This window comes from Streptomyces sp. TLI_171 (assembly GCF_003610255.1).
Classification (GTDB): Bacteria; Actinomycetota; Actinomycetes; order Streptomycetales; family Streptomycetaceae; genus Kitasatospora.
The window spans coordinates 1,436,207-1,453,161 of record NZ_RAPS01000001.1 but is presented as its reverse complement, the minus strand read 5'-3'; the positions used below and the strand labels follow the sequence as shown (position 1 = coordinate 1,453,161).

General features: G+C 72.5%; 17 protein-coding genes. 15 read left to right on the top strand and 2 right to left on the bottom strand.

Annotated features, from left to right (window positions below):
* The first annotated feature begins 227 nt into the window (after positions 1 to 227).
* Together thrS and BX266_RS06680 are read left to right on the top strand one after the other, a co-directional pair.
* Positions 228 to 2,207 (top strand): threonine--tRNA ligase, encoded by a 1,980-nt coding sequence (gene thrS, locus BX266_RS06685; RefSeq protein WP_099897989.1) that lies wholly within the window; start codon positions 228 to 230, stop codon positions 2,205 to 2,207.
* Between the two features lie 83 nt (positions 2,208 to 2,290).
* Positions 2,291 to 2,848 carry an HIT domain-containing protein gene (locus tag BX266_RS06680; RefSeq protein ID WP_035860128.1) on the top strand — a complete coding sequence of 186 codons (558 nt, stop codon included), beginning with the start codon at positions 2,291 to 2,293 and terminating at the stop codon, positions 2,846 to 2,848.
* 69 nt (positions 2,849 to 2,917) lie between these two features.
* Here BX266_RS06680 and BX266_RS06675 read toward each other — a convergent pair whose 3' ends face one another.
* Positions 2,918 to 4,558 (bottom strand): hypothetical protein, encoded by a 1,641-nt coding sequence (locus BX266_RS06675; RefSeq protein ID WP_099897988.1) that lies wholly within the window; start codon positions 4,556 to 4,558, stop codon positions 2,918 to 2,920.
* Positions 4,559 to 4,747: 189 nt separating this feature from the next.
* Between BX266_RS06675 and BX266_RS06670 the strand changes: the two genes are divergently transcribed.
* Positions 4,748 to 5,170, top strand: a complete 423-nt coding sequence (locus BX266_RS06670; RefSeq protein WP_099897987.1) for a thiol-disulfide oxidoreductase DCC family protein — start codon at positions 4,748 to 4,750, stop codon at positions 5,168 to 5,170.
* Between the two features lie 7 nt (positions 5,171 to 5,177).
* Here BX266_RS06670 and BX266_RS06665 read toward each other — a convergent pair whose 3' ends face one another.
* On the bottom strand, positions 5,178 to 7,187 hold the full coding sequence (locus tag BX266_RS06665) for an elongation factor G (RefSeq protein WP_099897986.1): 2,010 nt from the start codon (positions 7,185 to 7,187) through the stop codon (positions 5,178 to 5,180).
* A gap of 127 nt (positions 7,188 to 7,314) precedes the next feature.
* On the opposite strand from BX266_RS06665, the gene pgsA reads away from it, so the two are divergent.
* From pgsA to yajC, 12 genes are all read left to right on the top strand, one after another.
* A complete protein-coding gene (gene pgsA / locus BX266_RS06660) occupies positions 7,315 to 7,971 on the top strand; it encodes a phosphatidylinositol phosphate synthase (protein ID WP_099897985.1) in 657 nt (218 codons plus the stop codon).
* Positions 7,968 to 8,873, top strand: a complete 906-nt coding sequence (locus tag BX266_RS06655; RefSeq protein ID WP_259464583.1) for a phosphatidylinositol mannoside acyltransferase — start codon at positions 7,968 to 7,970, stop codon at positions 8,871 to 8,873. Before pgsA ends, BX266_RS06655 begins: the two co-directional genes overlap by 4 nt.
* Positions 8,870 to 10,042 (top strand): glycosyltransferase family 4 protein, encoded by a 1,173-nt coding sequence (locus BX266_RS06650; protein ID WP_099897983.1) that lies wholly within the window; start codon positions 8,870 to 8,872, stop codon positions 10,040 to 10,042. Before BX266_RS06655 ends, BX266_RS06650 begins: the two co-directional genes overlap by 4 nt.
* Positions 10,043 to 10,066: 24 nt before the next feature.
* Entirely contained in the window at positions 10,067 to 10,429 is a 363-nt protein-coding gene (locus tag BX266_RS06645) for a 5-carboxymethyl-2-hydroxymuconate Delta-isomerase (RefSeq protein ID WP_099897982.1), read from the top strand.
* 19 nt (positions 10,430 to 10,448) lie between these two features.
* Positions 10,449 to 10,994, top strand: a complete 546-nt coding sequence (locus BX266_RS06640; protein WP_099897981.1) for a hypothetical protein — start codon at positions 10,449 to 10,451, stop codon at positions 10,992 to 10,994.
* Positions 10,995 to 11,129: 135 nt separating this feature from the next.
* A complete protein-coding gene (gene pdxS / locus BX266_RS06635) occupies positions 11,130 to 12,053 on the top strand; it encodes a pyridoxal 5'-phosphate synthase lyase subunit PdxS (protein ID WP_399169123.1) in 924 nt (307 codons plus the stop codon).
* A 120-nt stretch (positions 12,054 to 12,173) separates the two neighbouring features.
* Positions 12,174 to 12,785 (top strand): pyridoxal 5'-phosphate synthase glutaminase subunit PdxT, encoded by a 612-nt coding sequence (gene pdxT / locus BX266_RS06630; RefSeq protein WP_099897979.1) that lies wholly within the window; start codon positions 12,174 to 12,176, stop codon positions 12,783 to 12,785.
* A gap of 97 nt (positions 12,786 to 12,882) precedes the next feature.
* Positions 12,883 to 13,638, top strand: coding sequence for a YebC/PmpR family DNA-binding transcriptional regulator (locus tag BX266_RS06625; RefSeq protein WP_014134592.1), 756 nt, complete (start codon positions 12,883 to 12,885; stop codon positions 13,636 to 13,638).
* Between the two features lie 114 nt (positions 13,639 to 13,752).
* Complete coding sequence (ruvC, locus tag BX266_RS06620) at positions 13,753 to 14,382, top strand: crossover junction endodeoxyribonuclease RuvC (protein ID WP_099897978.1); 630 nt, start codon at positions 13,753 to 13,755, stop codon at positions 14,380 to 14,382.
* A 130-nt stretch (positions 14,383 to 14,512) separates the two neighbouring features.
* Positions 14,513 to 15,124 (top strand): Holliday junction branch migration protein RuvA, encoded by a 612-nt coding sequence (gene ruvA / locus BX266_RS06615; protein ID WP_099897977.1) that lies wholly within the window; start codon positions 14,513 to 14,515, stop codon positions 15,122 to 15,124.
* 55 nt (positions 15,125 to 15,179) lie between these two features.
* Entirely contained in the window at positions 15,180 to 16,253 is a 1,074-nt protein-coding gene (ruvB, locus tag BX266_RS06610) for a Holliday junction branch migration DNA helicase RuvB (RefSeq protein ID WP_099897976.1), read from the top strand.
* A 193-nt stretch (positions 16,254 to 16,446) separates the two neighbouring features.
* Complete coding sequence (yajC, locus tag BX266_RS06605) at positions 16,447 to 16,848, top strand: preprotein translocase subunit YajC (protein ID WP_259464582.1); 402 nt, start codon at positions 16,447 to 16,449, stop codon at positions 16,846 to 16,848.
* Positions 16,849 to 16,955: the final 107 nt, after the last annotated feature.

Here is a 16,955-nt window from a genome sequence, read left to right as displayed (position 1 = left end):
CGGGCGCCGCTGCCACCGAGGACCGGTGCAGCGGCCGCGCCGTGTTCAAGTGATACCGCACTTGACGGACAGTCAACCGCGCCGGGCGACCGAATTGTCGCGGAATGTGACCGAACGATCACGGGCGGGGCGGCCGGGGCTTGGCGGCGGGGACGCGGCCCGGCTCGGTACCATGCACAACGCAGCGCTGTGCTGCACCACAGTAGCCAGAACGTCAGGAGAGACCGGTGACGGACGTCCGGATCATCATCAACCGCGAACCCGATCGGGAAGAGCGCGTGGTGACCACGGGCACTACGGCCGCCGAGCTCTTCGCCGACGACCGCGCCGTGATCGCCGCCCGGGTCGGCGGCCAGCTCAAGGACCTCGCCTACGCCCTCCAGGACGGCGACCAAGTCGAGCCGGTCGAGATCTCCAGCCCCGACGGCCTCGACATCCTGCGCCACTCCACCGCGCACGTGATGGCCCAGGCCGTCCAGCAGGTCTTCCCCGACGCCAAGCTCGGCATCGGCCCGCCCGTCCGCGACGGGTTCTACTACGACTTCGACGTCGAGAAGCCGTTCCACCCGGACGACCTCAAGGCCATCGAGAAGAAGATGCAGGAGATCATCAAGCGGGGGCAGAAGTTCTCCCGCCGCGTGGTCACCGACGAGGCCGCCCGCGAGGAGCTCGCCAAGGAGCCCTACAAGCTGGAGCTGATCGGCCTCAAGGGCTCCGCCGCCACCGCCGGCGAGGGCGCCGACGTCGAGGTCGGCGCCGGCGAGCTCACCATCTACGACAACCTCGACCCGAAGACCGGCGAGGTCTGCTGGGGCGACCTCTGCCGCGGCCCGCACCTGCCCAGCACCCGGCACATCCCGGCGTTCAAGCTGATGCGCTCGGCCGCCGCGTACTGGCGCGGCAGCGAGAAGAACCCGATGCTGCAGCGCCTGTACGGCACCGCCTGGCCGACCAAGGAAGAGCTCAAGGCGCACCTCGACTTCCTCGAGGAGGCCGCCAAGCGCGACCACCGCAAGCTCGGCAACGAGCTCGACCTTTTCTCCATCCCCGAGCAGATCGGCTCCGGCCTCGCCGTCTTCCACCCCAAGGGCGGCATCATCCGCCGCACCATGGAGGACTACTCGCGCAAGCGGCACGAGGAAGAGGGCTACGAGTTCGTCTACACCCCGCACGCCACCAAGGGGAAGCTGTTCGAGACCAGCGGCCACCTCGACTGGTACGCCGACGGCATGTACCCCCCCATGCAGCTGGACGAGGGCGTCGACTACTACCTGAAGCCGATGAACTGCCCGATGCACAACCTGATCTTCGACGCGCGCGGCCGTTCCTACCGTGAACTGCCGCTGCGCCTCTTCGAGTTCGGCACGGTGTACCGGTACGAGAAGTCCGGCGTGGTGCACGGCCTGACCCGCGCCCGCGGCTTCACCCAGGACGACGCGCACATCTACTGCACCCGCGAGCAGATGGCCGACGAGCTGGACCGCACGCTGACCTTCGTCCTCGACCTGCTGCGCGACTACGGTCTGAACGACTTCTACCTGGAGCTGTCCACCAAGGACGAGGAGAAGTTCGTCGGCACCGACGAGGACTGGGCGGAGGCCACCGCCGTGCTGGCGAGCGTGGCCGAGAAGCAGGGTCTGCCGCTGGTGCCGGACCCGGGCGGCGCGGCCTTCTACGGCCCGAAGATCTCCGTGCAGGCGCGGGACGCGATCGGCCGGACCTGGCAGATGTCCACCGTGCAGCTCGACTTCAACCTGCCCGAGCGCTTCGACCTGGAGTACACCGCGGCGGACGGCTCGCGGCAGCGGCCGGTGATGATCCACCGGGCGCTGTTCGGCTCGATCGAGCGGTTCTTCGCGGTGCTGCTGGAGCACTACGCGGGCGCGATGCCGCCGTGGCTGGCCCCGGTCACCGTCACCGGCATCCCGATCACCGACGAGCACGTGCCGTACCTGCTGGAGGTGGCGGCGGAGTTGAAGAAGCACGGGATCCGGGTGGACGTGGACACCTCGGACGACCGGATGCAGAAGAAGATCCGCAACGCCCAGAAGACCAAGGTCCCGTTCATGCTGATCGCGGGCAACGACGACGTCGAGGCCGGCGCGGTGTCGTTCCGCTACCGCAGCGGCGAGCAGAAGAACGGCGTGCCGAAGGCGGAGGCGATCGCGGAGATCGTCGAGGCCGTGCGCAGCCGGGTGCAGGTCTGACCTTCCGGGACCGGACGTGACGTGCGGGGCGGGCTCCAGCGGGAGTCCGCCCCGCACTGCTCTGCTCGTGGGCTGCGGCGCTTATGCTGGCGGGCATGACCAGTGAGCCGGAACTGCAGCGGGGCGTGGGGGAGCCGGACGGCTTCCGTCGTCTTTGGACACCTCATCGGATGGCGTACATCCAGGGCGAGAACAAGCCCACCGGGCCGGCTCCCGACGACGGTTGTCCGTTCTGCTCGATCCCGAAGCTGAGCGACGAGGACGGGCTGATCGTGCAGCGCGGCGAGTCGGTGTTCGCGGTGCTGAACCTGTACCCGTACAACGGCGGGCACTTGATGGTGGTGCCGTACCGGCACGTCGCGGACTACACCGAGCTGGACGGGCCGGAGACGGCGGAGCTCGGGGAGTTCACCAAGAAGGCGATGACGGCGCTGCGGGCGGCGTCCGGGGCGCACGGGTTCAACATCGGGATGAACCAGGGTGCGGCGGCGGGCGCGGGGATCGCGGCGCACCTGCACCAGCACGTGGTGCCGCGCTGGGGCGGGGACACCAACTTCATGCCGGTGGTGGGGCACACCAAGGTGCTGCCGCAGCTGCTGGCGGACACCCGCAAGGTGCTGGCCGAGGTGTGGCCGGCCTGAGCTGACGGTGCGACAGGGCCGTACGGAGGGGATCTCCGTACGGCCCTGTCGTCGTTGCCGGGGGCGGGCTCAGGCGTCGTACCTGTCGGCGCGGTACGGGCGGGAGCCCTGCATCTCGGAGCGGAGGATGTTGGAGCGGTTGGTGATGCGGTCGGTGGCGACGTCGTGCTCGTCGAGGAACTCGACGACGGCGGCGTGGATGATGCCGACCACGGGGGTGGGGACGTAGATCGCGTCGTCCGTCTTGAAGCGGTCGGCCCACACCGGGGAGGCCCAGGCCTGCCGGAGGCAGAAGGGCTCGGGGAAGGCGACCGAGCCGCCGAGCCACTTCAGCAGGGTGGGGATCTTGTGGAAGGGGGCGCGGACGGCCTGCCGGACCACCTCGTCGTCGGTGACGATCGGGAGCTGGACGGTGCGGGTCTCCCAGAACCGGACGGTCTTGGCGATGTCCTTCTCGGGCACCTTGGGCTTGCCGGTGAAGTAGCCGTTGACCGGGCCGAGCGCGTGCGCGGTGACGTGGACCTGCAGGCTGTGCGAGAGGACCATGATGTCGATCACCATGGTGGTGACCAACTGGCCGTTGTGCAGCACGAACTGGACGGCGGTGCGGTGCCGGGTGCCGGTGCCGACGCTCTGCTTGCTGGCCAGCTCCTGGACGGCGAAGTCGCGCATCCGGTCGCCGTCCATGTCGGCGCCGGTGGGGCGTTCGATCTCGTCGGCGCCCTCGCCGATGGCGAGCACCACCCACTGGGTGATCAGCGGCTTGGGCAGGCCGCCGTTCGGCACCTCGCTGCCGGACAGGGCGCCGAGGCGGTCGGTGATCCGGCGGGCGATGTCCCAGACGTGGAAGGTGCGGAAGTCGGGGTGGCCCTCGGCGGGGCGGAGGTCCTCGCGGAGCGACCACTCGGCCCAGCGGGTGCCGATGCCGAGGATGCCCTTGGGGCCGGCGTAGTGCTGGATGTTGGTGGTCTGCTCGGTGGTGAGCCGGTCGAGCGAGGCCTTGAGCAGGTTGGCCTTCTTGTCGAGGTGGTCCTTGGGGACGGCCTTCGGGACGACCGCGGCGACCGGGCTGCCGCCGACCAGGTCGCCCCAGCGGGCGCGCTGCTGCATCACGCTGGCGGTGACGGTGCGCTTGGCGAGGTACCAGCCGAGCACGGGGCCGAGCATGACGATCCGGCAATACAGGCCGAGCAGGCCGCCGACCGGGGGCCGGATCAGCAGCAGCAGGGCCAGGCCGACGGCGAGCAGCAGGGCGAGGGTGCCGACGAAGCCGTCCCGGGCGGCGGACTTCTTCGTGCCGAGCCAGGCGCGGGCCTGGTAGGCGGCCAGCCAGACCAGGGTGCCGGGCAGGAAGAGGAGCCCGCAGAGCACGCTGATGCCGGAGAGCCGGCGGTCGCGGGCCTCGCGGAGGTCCTGCGCGGCCAGGCAGTGCTCGACGACCATCCGGACGTCGACGCCGTGCGAGGGGACCAGGGGCTTGCGGCCGGCGCCGAGGGTGCGGTCGATCATGGCGCGGCCGAAGGCCTCGCCGGCGCTGGGCCGGAACAGGGCGAACTTGCCCTTCTTGACCGTGATCCCGTCGAGCGCCCCGAGTTCGGTGTACTCGCCGGTGCGGTACGCGGCGGAGGAGAACGCCTGGGTGACCGCGGTCTGATGGCCGATGTCGGTCCGTGGCACCTGCGCGCCCGGCGTCATGTCGAGCTGAGTCACCTGAGCAGCTCCTCCTCCCCTGATTGTCTGCGGCAGGTTACCGCGCGGCGGCCGGGGCGTGCGGATCATCAGCTGATCCTGGGTCACATCTCGGCCGTGCGGGGCCTTTCCGGTGGATGTTGCCCCGTGGCGGGGGCTTCGACGCACCCTGGTTTGCGGGGCGGCGCGCGGGAGCGGGAGGATCGCGGCATGACGAGTGCGTTCGCACCGGGGCCGGTGCTGGTTTTCGACGGGGACTGCGCGTTCTGCTCCAGCTGTGTGCGGTGGGCGGAGCGCTATCCGAGGCAGAGTCTGTCCTCGGCCGGGTGGGAGGCGGTGGCCTGGCAGTTCGCGGACCTGGCGGCGCTGGAGGAGTTCACCGGCGGCGAGGTGACGGCGGAGCGGGCCTGCCGCGAGGTGCTGTGGGTCACGCCCGACCGCAAGGTGTACGGCGGTTCGCAGGCGGTGGCGCGGCTGCTGATGCGTTCGGGCGGGCTGTGGGCGTGGGCCGGCGGCTTCCTGGCGCTGGCGCCGGTGCGGCCGGTCGCGGACGCGGTGTACCGCTGGGTGGCGAAGAACCGGGACCGGATGCCGGGCGGCACCCCGGCGTGCGCGCTGCCGCGCCGGTCCTGACGGGCCGTCAGGCGGTGGTGTGCTGCGTCGCCAGGTGCGCGGGCATCGGGGCGTGCCGCAGGTAGCTGCGGGTGAACTGGCCGGTTCCGTGCGACAGGGAGCGCAGGTCGAGCGGGTAGCGGGTGAGTTCGAGCTCGGGGACCTCGGCGCGGACCAGGCTGAGTCCCGGTCCGCCGATCTCGGTGCCGAGCACGTGCCCGCGCCGGGCGGACAGGTCGGTGAGCACGGCGCCCTGGTACTCGTCGGGCAGCAGCACCCGCACCTCGTCGACGGGTTCGAGCACCTTGACGGCGCTGTGGTCGGCGGCCTCCTTGAGGGCGAGGGCGGCGGCGGTCTGGAAGGCGGCGTCGGAGGAGTCGACCGAGTGCGCCTTGCCGTCGGTGAGGGTGACCCGGACGTCGGTCATCGGGTGGCCGTGCAGGCCCTGGGCGAGTTGGGTGCGGACGCCCTTCTCGACGGAGGGGACGAAGTGGCGCGGGACGGCGCCGCCGACCACGTGGTCGACGAACTCGAAGCCGCCGCCGGGCAGGGGTTCCACCGTGAGGTCGCAGATCGCGTACTGGCCGTGTCCGCCGGACTGCTTGACGTGCCGGCCGTGGCCGCTGGCGGGGGCGGCGAAGGTCTCGCGCAGCGCCACCTCGTACGGGACGGTGTCGACGTGGACGCCGTGCCGGTCGGTGAGCCGGTCCAGGGTGACCGCCAAGTGGGCCTCGCCGGTGCACCAGAGCACCAGTTGGTGGGTGTCGGGGTTCTGTTCGACGCGCAGGGCCGGGTCCTGGGCGGCGAGCCGGGCGAGGGCCTGGGAGAGCTTGTCGTCGTCGGCCTTGGAGTGCGCGCGGACGGCGGTGGGCAGCAGCGCCTCGGGCAGCGGCCAGGGCGGGAGCACGGTGTCGTCGGCGCCGAGGGTGTCGCCGGTGCGGGCGGCGGCGAGTTTGGCGACGGTGGCCAGGTCGCCCGCCACGGCCTGCGGGACGGGCCGGAGCTGGTGGCCGAACGGGCTGTTGAGGGCGGTGATGCGCTCCTCGGGGCCGCCGGGCAGGTGGGCGGTGGTGTCGGGGCGCAAGGTTCCGGCGAAGACCTTCAGCAGGCTGAGCCGGCCCAGGTAGGGGTCCTCGCCGGTCTGCACGACCTGGGCGGCGAGCGGGGCGTCCGGGTCGGCGGCGGGCAGCCCGTCGGTGCGGTCGGCGGGGGAGGGGAAGGCGTCGGCGAGCAGGTCGAGCAGGGCGTCGCAGCCGGTGCCGTCGGGCGCGGTGGCGAGCACGGGGTGCAGCGTGCCGGCCAGGAGTTCGCGGCGCAGCCCGGCGGTGAGGGCGGTGGTGTCGAGGTCCTCGCCGTCCAGGTAGCGGGCCATCAGGGTGTCGTCCTCGCCGGCCAGGGCCTCGACCAGGGCGGCGCGTTCGGCGCCCAGCTCGGCGGGCCGGGGGTCGCCGTGGCGGCGGCCGGTGAGCAGGTCGGTGCTGCCGTGCAGGTGGCCGTCGCGCAGGTCGGGGTGGTGCAGCAGGCGGACGGTGTCGGGGGTGCCGAGGGTGTCCTGGAGCATCCGCAGCACGTCGTCGAGCCGGATCCGGGCGGTGTTCAGGTGGGTGAGCACGATCGCGCGCGGCAGCCGGGCGGCCTCGCACTGCTGCCAGAGCGCGAGGACCGGCCGGGGGACGGTCTCGTCGGTGGCGGAGTGCACGACCAGGGCGGCCTCGGCGGCGCGCAGCGCGGCCTGGAGCTCGCCGGCGAAGTCGGCGTAGCCGGGGGCGTCCAGCAGGTTGATCTTGAGATCGCGCCAGGCGAGGGGCAGCAGCGCGAGCTGCACGGAGCGCTGCTGCTGGTGCTCGATGTCCTCCCAGTCCGCGGCGGTGGTGCCCTCGGGGACGGTTCCGGCCCTGGTCAGGGCGCCGGCGGTGACGGCGAGTGCTTCGGCGAGGGTGGTCTTCCCGGCTCCGCCGGCCCCGACCAGGGCGACGTTGCGGAGCCGGTCGGGTCGGTCCGCGGGCGGCGCGGGGGTGTGGGCTGTCCGGTCCGGCATGGCTGGCCTCCTGCCGCTCGATCAGCGTGGATACCATTGTCCAGCCGGGCGGGGCCATCCGCGCGGCCGCCCGGCGGACAGTAGGCCCGCGGGCGCCAATCCGAGGAGCGGAGCGGACCGGAAGGCCATGCTCAACAAGTACGCGCGTGCCTTCTTCACACGTGTCCTCACCCCCTTCGCGGCGCTGCTGCTGCGGTGGGGCGTCAGTCCGGACGCGGTCACGCTGATCGGTACGGCCGGTTCGGTGGCCGGCGCCCTGGTGTTCTTCCCGCGCGGGGAGTTCTTCTGGGGCACGATCACCATCACCCTGTTCATCTTCTCCGACCTGGTCGACGGCAACATGGCCCGGCAGGCCGGCCGCTCCAGCAAGTGGGGCGCGTTCCTGGACTCGACGCTGGACCGGGTCGCCGACGCGGCGATCTTCGGCGGTCTGGCGATGTGGTACGCCGGGAGCGGGAACAACGACATCCTGTGCGCGGTGTCGATCTTCTGCCTGGCCAGCGGCCAGGTGGTGTCGTACACCAAGGCGCGCGGCGAGGCGCTGGGCTTCCCGGTGAACGTGTCGGGGCTGGTGGAGCGGGCCGAGCGGCTGGTGATCAGCCTGGTCGCGGCCGGGGTCACGGGCCTGCACACGTTCGGGGTGCCGTACGTGGAGTGGCTGCTGCCGGTCGCCCTGTGGGCGGTCGCGGCGGGCAGCCTGGTGACGGTGGCGCAGCGGATGCTGACGGTGCGTCGGGAGTCGGCGGAGCTGGAAGCGGCGGCCGCCGCCGAGGGGGTCAAGTGAAGGAACGGTTGGTCGACGCCGCCTACGCGGCCGGTTGGGCGGGGCTGAAGCACCTGCCGGAGCCGGTCGCCCGCGGCCTGTTCAACGCCATCGCCGAGGTGGCGTGGCGGCGGCAGGGCAAGGGGGTGCGGCAGCTGGAGGCCAACCTGTCGCGGGTCCACCCGGACGCGGACGCCGGCCGGCTGCGGGAGCTGTCCCGGGCCGGGATGCGGTCCTACATGCGGTACTGGATGGAGTCGTTCCGGCTGCCGACCTGGAGTCGGGACCGGATCGCCGCGGCCATAACGGTCAAGAACATCGAGGAGCTGAACGAGGCGATGGCGTCCGGCCGCGGCGCGGTCCTGGCGCTGCCGCACATGGCGAACTGGGACCTGGCGGGCGCATGGATCGCGTCCGCGGGCGGCTTCCCGTTCACCACGGTCGCCGAGCGGTTGAAGCCGGAGTCGCTGTTCGACCGGTTCGTGGCGTACCGGGAGAGCCTCGGGATGGAGGTGCTGGCGCTGACCGGTTCCGACATCTCGGTGGTCGGGACGCTGGCCCGGCGGCTGCGCGAGGGCAAGCTGGTGTGCCTGGTCGGTGACCGGGACCTGTCCGAGGCGGGCATCCAGGTGGACTTCTTCGGCGAGCCGACCCGGATGCCGGCCGGCCCGGCGGCGCTCGCCCAGCGCACCGGGGCGGCGCTGTTCCCGGTGTCGCTCTGGTACGACGGCTCGATGCTGCGCGCCGAGGTGCACCCCGAGGTGAAGCCGGCCGGCGAGGGCCCGCGGCAGGAGCAGGCCGCGGCGATGACCCAGGCCATGGCGGACGTGTGGGCGGAGGCGATCCGCGAGCACGCGGTGGACTGGCACATGCTGCAGAAGCTGTGGCTGGCCGACCTGACGCCCCGTCGGGCGGCGTCATGAGGATCGGCGTGGTCTGCCCGTACGACTGGGACGTGCCAGGCGGGGTGCAGTTCCACATCCGGGACCTGGCCGAGCACCTGATCCGGCTGGGCCACCAGGTGTCGGTGCTGGCCCCGGCCGAGGACGAGGACGCGCTGCCGCCGTACGTGGTGTCCGCGGGGCGGGCCGTCGCGGTGCCGTACAACGGCTCGGTGGCGCGGCTCAGCTTCGGGATCCTGTCGGCGGCGCGGGTGCGGCGCTGGCTGCGCGAGGGCCGGTTCGACGTGCTGCACGTGCACGAGCCGAACTCGCCGTCGCTGTCGATGCTGGCCGCGTGGGCGGCGTCCGGGCCGATGGTCGGGACGTTCCACACCTCCAACCCGCGCTCGCGGGCGATGATCGCGGCCTCGCCGATCCTGCAGCCCGGCCTGGAGAAGATGTCGGGCCGGATCGCGGTGTCCGAGTACGCCCGCCGCACCCTGGTCGAGCACCTGGGCGGCGACGCGGTGGTCATCCCGAACGGGGTCGACGTGCGGTTCTTCGCCGACGCCGAGCCCGACCCGCGCTGGCAGGGCGACGCGGCCGGCGGCGGCCCGGGAACCATCGGCTTCATCGGCCGGATCAACGAGCCCCGCAAGGGCCTGCCGACGCTGCTCGCCGCGCTGCCCCGGATCCTCGCCGAACGCCCGGGCGTGCGGCTGCTGGTGGCCGGCAAGGGCGACGAGGAGGAGGCCGTCGAGGGCCTGTCCGCCGAGGTCCGTGCCCAGGTCGAGTTCCTCGGCATGGTCTCCGACCGCGACAAGGCCAGGCTGCTGCGCAGCGTCGACCTGTACGTGGCCCCGAACACCGGCGGCGAGTCCTTCGGCATCATCCTGGTCGAGGCGATGTCGGCCGGCGCCCCGGTGCTGGCCAGCGACCTGGACGCGTTCCGCCAGGTGCTGGACGGCGGCGCGGCCGGCGAGCTGTTCCCGGTCGAGGACGCCGACGCGCTGGCCGCCGCCGCGGTGAAGCTGCTCGGCAGCCCCGAGCGGCTGCTGTCGCTGCGCGAGGCCGCGTCCCGGCACGTGCGGCGCTTCGACTGGGAGACCGTCGGCGCCGAGGTGCTGTCGGTGTACGAGACGGTGACCGACGGGCGTCCGCCGGTGGCCGAGGCCGAACCGTCCGGCTGGCGCACCCGACTGGGCCGCTGAACCCCTGCTCCGAGAGGTAACCCCATGCCGCTGATCACCGTCGACTACACCGACCGGCTCGCCGACTCCTTCGACCGGCGCGGGTTCGGGCTGGCGCTGAACCGGCTGGCGGTGAAGCTGCTGGACGCCAGGCCGACCGCGTGCAAGACCCGGTTCCGGCGCACCGAGGAGGCGGTGGTCGGCGCGGACGCGGAGACCTTCGCGCTGGTCGCGATCGAGTTCGCGATCTTCCCCGGGCGCACGGCGGAGGCCAAGGCCGCGCTGAGCGAGGCGGTGCTGGCCGCGCTGCCGGAGTACCTGGGCACCGTCGTGGGGCCGGTGCAGGCCACCGTCGCGGTCGGCGAACTCGACAGCGCCGCCTACCGCTCGGCGACCCTCGGCGGCTGAGCCGGTACCGTAACGCCCCGTGACTACCTGGATCTGGGCCCTCGCGGCCGTCGTGCTGTTCGCCGTGTACCTGAGCTGGACGGCGGGCAGGCTCGACCGGCTGCACGCCCGGATCGACGCCGCCCGGGCCTCGCTGGACGCCCAGCTGCTGCGCCGCGCCTCGGTGGCGGTGGAGCTGGCCACCTCCTCGCTGCTCGACCCGGCCGCCTCGATCCTGCTGCTGGAGGCCGCGCACGCCGCCCGGCAGGCCGAGGCCGAGCAGCGCGAGGTCGCCGAGAGCGAGCTGAGCCTGGCGCTGCGGGCGGTGCTGGACGAGCCGGAGCAGGTGGCGGCGCTGCGCGCGGCGCCCGGCGGCGAGGACGCGGTGCGGGACCTGGTGGAGGCGGTGCGCCGGGTGCCGATGGCGCGGCGCTTCCACAACGACGCGGTGCGGGCGGCCCGGGCGGTGCGCGAGCACCGGCTGGTGCGGTACTTCCGGCTTGCGGGGCGCGCGCCCTTCCCGATGGCCTTCGAGATGGACGACGAGCCCCCGGCGGCGCTCACGCCCGAGGGCGCACCCGCGTAGGCTGAACGCTGTTTCCTGCCCCGGCCGGTTGCCTGGCCTGTTTGTCGTATGCCGGGGGCGGCCCTGTCCCATGTGGCGTATGGGTCGCCGGGTCACCGGGCCTACGATAGACCGATAGCACCGGTTCATCTCCAAGTGAGGTCTTACGTGTCCAGCACCCCCACTTCCGCAGACCAGCCGCAGATCGGCACCGCCCGGGTCAAGCGCGGCATGGCCGAGCAGCTCAAGGGCGGTGTGATCATGGACGTGGTCAACGCCGAGCAGGCGAAGATCGCCGAGGACGCCGGTGCGGTCGCCGTCATGGCGCTGGAGCGCGTCCCCGCCGACATCCGCAAGGACGGCGGCGTGGCCCGGATGTCCGACCCGAACATGATCGAGGAGATCATCGCCGCGGTCTCCATCCCGGTGATGGCCAAGTCCCGCATCGGCCACTTCGTCGAGGCCCAGGTCCTGCAGTCGCTCGGCGTCGACTACATCGACGAGTCCGAGGTGCTGACCCCGGCCGACGAGGTCAACCACTCCGACAAGTGGGCGTTCACCACCCCCTTCGTCTGCGGCGCCACCAACCTCGGTGAGGCGCTGCGCCGGATCGCCGAGGGTGCGGCCATGATCCGCTCCAAGGGCGAGGCCGGCACCGGCAACGTGGTCGAGGCCGTCCGCCACCTGCGCCAGATCAAGAACGAGATCGCCAAGCTGCGCGGCTTCGACAACAACGAGCTGTACGCCGCCGCCAAGGAGCTGCGCGCCCCGTACGAGCTGGTCCGCGAGGTCGCCGAGCTGGGCAAGCTCCCGGTGGTGCTGTTCTCCGCCGGTGGCGTGGCCACCCCGGCCGACGCCGCGCTGATGCGCCAGCTCGGCGCCGAGGGCGTGTTCGTCGGCTCCGGCATCTTCAAGTCGGGCGACCCGGCGAAGCGCGCCGCCGCCATCGTGAAGGCCACCACCTTCTACGACGACCCGAAGATCATCGCGGACGCCTCCCGCAACCTGGGCGAGGCCATGGTCGGCATCAACTGCGACACCCTGCCGGAGACCGAGCGCTACGCCAACCGCGGCTGGTAAGCACCGTCCGCGTCCCGGCCCGCCGCGCGAGCTCCTGGTGCGGCGGGCCGTTCCCTGGCGTTCCGCCGAGGCCGGCGCCCGCCCGAGACACCACAGTTCGATCGAAGAGGTAGTGAGACCGTGAGCACCCCCACCATCGGCGTCCTGGCCCTGCAGGGCGATGTCCGCGAGCACCTGGTCGCGCTCGCCGCCGCCGACGCGGTGGCCCGACCGGTCCGCCGCCCCGAGGAGCTGGCCGAGGTCGACGCCCTGGTGATGCCGGGCGGCGAGTCCACCACCATCTCCAAGCTCGCCGTGCTGTTCGGCCTGATGGAGCCGCTGCGCGAGCGGGTCCGGGCCGGCCTGCCGGTCTACGGCACCTGCGCGGGCATGATCATGCTGGCCGACAAGATCCTGGACGGGCGGGACGACCAGGAGACCGTCGGCGGGATCGACATGACGGTCCGGCGGAACGCCTTCGGCCGGCAGAACGAGTCCTTCGAGACCGCCATCCCGTTCGCCGGCCTGCCCGGCGACCCGGTCACCGGCGTCTTCATCCGGGCCCCCTGGGTGGAGGCGGTCGGCGCGGGCGTCGAGGTGCTGGCCGAGGTCCCGGCCGCCGACGGCCCGGACGCCCGGATCGTCGCCGTGCGGCAGGGCAACCTGCTCGCCACCTCCTTCCACCCGGAGCTGACCGGCGACCACCGCGTCCACGAGTACTTCGTGCGGATGGTCGAGGCGGCCGGTCGCTGACGCCCAGGGGCGCGCGGTGACCGTGTGCCACCTCCCGATGCGGCACCGGTAAGATCTCCCCTGTTCATTTCCCATTGGCGACGAAAAGGAGCTGGCGATGTCCGGCCACTCTAAGTGGGCTACCACCAAGCACAAGAAGGCCGCGATCGACGCCAAGCGCGGCAAGCTCTTCGCCAAGATGATCAAGAACATCGAGGTGGCGGCGCGCACCGGCGGCGGCGACCCCGCGGGCAACCCGACGCTCTACGACGCCATCCAGAAGGCGAAGAAGAGCTCCGTCCCGATCGACAACATCAACCGCGCCGTCAAGCGCGGCTCCGGCGCGGAGGCCGGCGGCGCCGACTACTCGACGATCATGTACGAGGGCTACGGCCCCAACGGCGTGGCCGTCCTGATCGAGTGCCTCACCGACAACCGCAACCGCGCGGCCTCCGACGTGCGCGTCGCGATGACCCGCAACGGCGGCAACATGGCCGACCCGGGCTCGGTCTCCTACCTGTTCAACCGCAAGGGCGTGGTGATCGTCCCCAAGGCCGACGGGGTGGACGAGGACAAGATCCTGGACGTCGTCCTGGACGCCGGCGCCGAAGAGGTCAACGACCTCGGCGAGGCGTTCGAGGTGATGTCCGAGGCCACCGACATGGTCGCCGTGCGCACCGCGCTGGTCGACGCGGGCATCGACTACGACTCCGCCGACGCCAACTTCGTGCCCAGCATGCAGGTCGAGCTGGACGCCGACGGCGCCCGCAAGATCTTCAAGCTGATCGACGCCCTCGAGGACAGCGACGACGTGCAGAACGTCTTCGCCAACTTCGACGTCTCCGACGAGATCATGGCCGAACTCGACGCCTGAGTCCTGCTCGGAACCTCCGCCCGGTGGCTGCTCGCGGCCGCCGGGCGGAGGCGTGTCCGGGTCCCGCTGTCGGTGGGTGGCGGTAACCTGCGCAGGTCGGAGAGAGGTGGGGCCTTGCGAGTGCTGGGTGTGGACCCTGGGCTGACCAGGTGCGGCGTCGGGGTCGTCGAGGGGCTGCCCGGGCGGCAGTTGACCATGCTCGGCGTCGGCGTGGTCCGGACGCCCGCGGAGGACGAGATCGGCCCGCGACTGCTCGCCATCGAGCAGGGGCTGGAGCAGTGGCTCGACCGCTACTCGCCCGAACTCGTCGCCGTGGAGCGGGTGTTCGCGCAGCACAACGTCCGCACCGTGATGGGCACCGCGCAGGCCTCGGCGGTCGCCGTGCTGTGCGCGACCCGGCGCGGGATCCCGGTCACGCTGCACACCCCGAGCGAGGTCAAGGCGGCCGTCACCGGCTCGGGGCGCGCGGACAAGGCCCAGGTCACGGCGATGGTCACCCGGCTGCTCCGGCTCGACGCCCCGCCCAAGCCCGCCGACGCGGCGGACGCGCTGGCGCTGGCGATCTGTCACATCTGGCGCGGTGGAACGACCAACCGGCTGACGGCGGCGATCAAGGCGCACACGGGCGGCGGGACGTGGCACGGTGCGCGACCGGCGGATCCGTCCGACGCGCCCCGGGCGGCGTCCGGCCGGCCGCGCAGTTCCGCCGCCTCCCTTCGCCGGGGGGACCCGCAGCGCCCCTGACGGGGCGCGGGAGTTGAGTGGGAGCCGCGTCCCGGCGGGCGCGGAGGCCGAGCAGAGATCGCCGCCCCGACCGGGCGGGCCTCGCCCCCGGACGGGGCCGTACGTTCATGAGAAAGGAGCGCGACTCGCGATGATCGCCTTCGTGCAGGGGCCGGTTGCGGTGGTGGGGGCCGGGGTGGCCGTGGTGGAGGTGGGGGGCGTGGGGATGGCGGTGCAGTGCACGCCGAACACCCTGGCCTCGCTGCGGGTGGGGGAGGTCGCGCGGTTGGCGACCTCGCTGGTGGTGCGGGAGGACTCGCTGACGCTGTTCGGGTTCGTGGACGACGACGAGCGGGCGACGTTCGAGGTGCTGCAGGCGGCGCCGGGCGTGGGGCCGAAGCTGGCGCAGGCGATCCTGGGGGTGCACTCGCCGGAGGCGCTGCGGGTCGCGATCGCGGGCGGCGACGAGAAGGCGCTGATCGCGGTGCCCGGGATCGGCAAGGCGAAGGCGGCGAAGCTGCTGCTGGAGTACAAGGACAAACTGGGCGCCCCGCACGGGTCGGTGCCGGCGCAGAAGCCGGTGGCGAGCGGTCCGGCGCCGTGGCACGAGCAACTGCATTCGGCGCTGGTGGGCCTGGGCTACGCTCCGCGGGAGGCGGACGAGGCGGTGTCGCGGGTGACGCCGGACGCCGAGGCGCAGCCCGTGCCGGACGTCGGCGCGCTGCTGCGGCTGGCACTGCGGGGCCTGAACCGCGCACGCTGAATCAACTGAGCAATGTGACGATCCGTCACCATGTCGACATGGGAGCCGTTTTCCGATGAGCCCGTACGAGTCCGAGCCCGTTGACCGCCTGGTGACGGCGTCCGCCGACGGCGAGGACCAGGCGGTGGAGGCGGCGCTCCGGCCGCGGCTGCTGGACGAGTTCATCGGTCAGGAGCGGGTGCGCGAGCAGCTGTCGCTGGTACTGCAGGCGGCCCGCAAGCGCGGGGCGGCGCCGGACCACGTGCTGCTGAGCGGCCCGCCCGGGCTGGGCAAGACCACCCTGTCGATGATCATCGCGGCGGAGCTGAACGCCCCGATCCGGATCACCTCGGGCCCCGCGATCCAGCACGCCGGCGACCTGGCGGCGATCCTCTCCTCGCTGACCGAGGGCGAGGTGCTGTTCCTCGACGAGATCCACCGGATGTCCCGGCCCGCCGAGGAGATGCTCTACATGGCGATGGAGGACTTCCGGGTCGACGTGATCGTCGGCAAGGGCCCGGGCGCGACCGCGATCCCGCTGGAGCTGCCGCCGTTCACCCTGGTCGGGGCGACCACCAGGGCCGGCCTGCTGCCGCCGCCGCTGCGCGACCGGTTCGGGTTCACCGGGCACATGGAGTTCTACGCCCCGGCGGAGCTGGAACGGGTGGTGCACCGCTCGGCGGGCCTGCTGGACGTGGAGATCGACCCGGCGGGCGCGGCGGAGATCGCCGGCCGCTCCCGGGGCACGCCGCGGATCGCCAACCGGCTGCTGCGCCGGGTGCGGGACTTCGCGCAGGTCCGCCACGACGGGCTGGTCACCCGGGAGATCGCCGCGCAGGCGCTGCAGGTCTACGAGGTCGACGCGCGCGGCCTGGACCGGCTGGACCGGGCGGTGCTCGGGGCGCTGCTGAAGCTGTTCGGCGGCGGCCCGGTGGGCCTCTCGACCCTGGCGGTGGCGGTCGGCGAGGAGGCGGAGACGGTCGAGGAGGTCGCTGAACCTTTCCTGGTCCGGGAGGGCCTGCTGGCGCGCACCCCGCGCGGGCGGATCGCCACCGCGGCGGCCTGGCAGCACCTCGGGCTGACCCCGCCGCAGGCGGCCGGGGCGCCGCGCGGGGCGCAGGGCGAGCTGTGGGCGGACGGAAAGGCCTAGGGCGGCCGTAACCTGCCTGCCTTATCGGGGGTTTATGTGCATGCCAAGGCTCGCCACTTTCGGCCGCACACTGGCATGCTTGGCGTTGTCCGCTGAGTGCGGGTCGCCTAGACTCCGCCGGACCGCCCCTCTCACCCGACGGGCCGACGTACACGCACTGGCCGCTTCGCAGCGGCCGCAAAGGACCCTGGCCGTGAACCTGATCATCATCATCGTCCCGCTGCTCATGATGTTCCTGCTCTTCCGCTCGCAGAAGAAGCGGCAGGCGCAGATGCAGAACACCCAGAGCTCGCTGCAGCCGGGCGCGGGTGTGCGCACCATCGGCGGCATGTACGCCCTGGTGAAGGCGGTCAACGACGAGACGGTCGAGCTGGAGGTCGCCCCCGGCGTGGTGGCCCACTACACCAAGGGTGCGATCGCGGCCGTCCTCGAGCCGCTGGAGTACGACGCGATCATCAACGGCCGCCCGGCCGAGGACGAGGCCGTCGAGGACTCCGCCGAGGACGCCGCGGTGGACGCGGACGCCGACGAGAAGCCGCTGAGCCTGTCCAAGGACGAGGCGAAGGCCGACGCCGAGGCTCCCGAGAGCAAGTAGTACGGTCGGGGCACCCTCGACCAGCGGCACCCCGCCGCAAGCCCATCAGGACCTCTTGGGCCGCCGTGCGTCCGCCGCCCCCGGTCCCCGCCCAGCGCGGGGTCGGG

What these genes read in the sequence shown, in the direction of transcription:
- BX266_RS06680 (WP_035860128.1), top strand. Translation starts at nt 2,291, where the DNA reads ATGCTGGCGGGCATGACCAGTGAGCCGGAACTGCAGCGGGGCGTGGGG.
- BX266_RS06650 (WP_099897983.1), top strand. Translation starts at nt 8,870, where the DNA reads ATGAGGATCGGCGTGGTCTGCCCGTACGACTGGGACGTGCCAGGCGGG.
- BX266_RS06645 (WP_099897982.1), top strand. Translation starts at nt 10,067, where the DNA reads ATGCCGCTGATCACCGTCGACTACACCGACCGGCTCGCCGACTCCTTC.
- BX266_RS06665 (WP_099897986.1), bottom strand. Translation starts at nt 7,187, where the DNA reads ATGCCGGACCGGACAGCCCACACCCCCGCGCCGCCCGCGGACCGACCC.
- BX266_RS06625 (WP_014134592.1), top strand. Translation starts at nt 12,883, where the DNA reads ATGTCCGGCCACTCTAAGTGGGCTACCACCAAGCACAAGAAGGCCGCG.
- pgsA (WP_099897985.1), top strand. Translation starts at nt 7,315, where the DNA reads ATGCTCAACAAGTACGCGCGTGCCTTCTTCACACGTGTCCTCACCCCC.
- ruvA (WP_099897977.1), top strand. Translation starts at nt 14,513, where the DNA reads ATGATCGCCTTCGTGCAGGGGCCGGTTGCGGTGGTGGGGGCCGGGGTG.
- BX266_RS06670 (WP_099897987.1), top strand. Translation starts at nt 4,748, where the DNA reads ATGACGAGTGCGTTCGCACCGGGGCCGGTGCTGGTTTTCGACGGGGAC.
- ruvB (WP_099897976.1), top strand. Translation starts at nt 15,180, where the DNA reads ATGAGCCCGTACGAGTCCGAGCCCGTTGACCGCCTGGTGACGGCGTCC.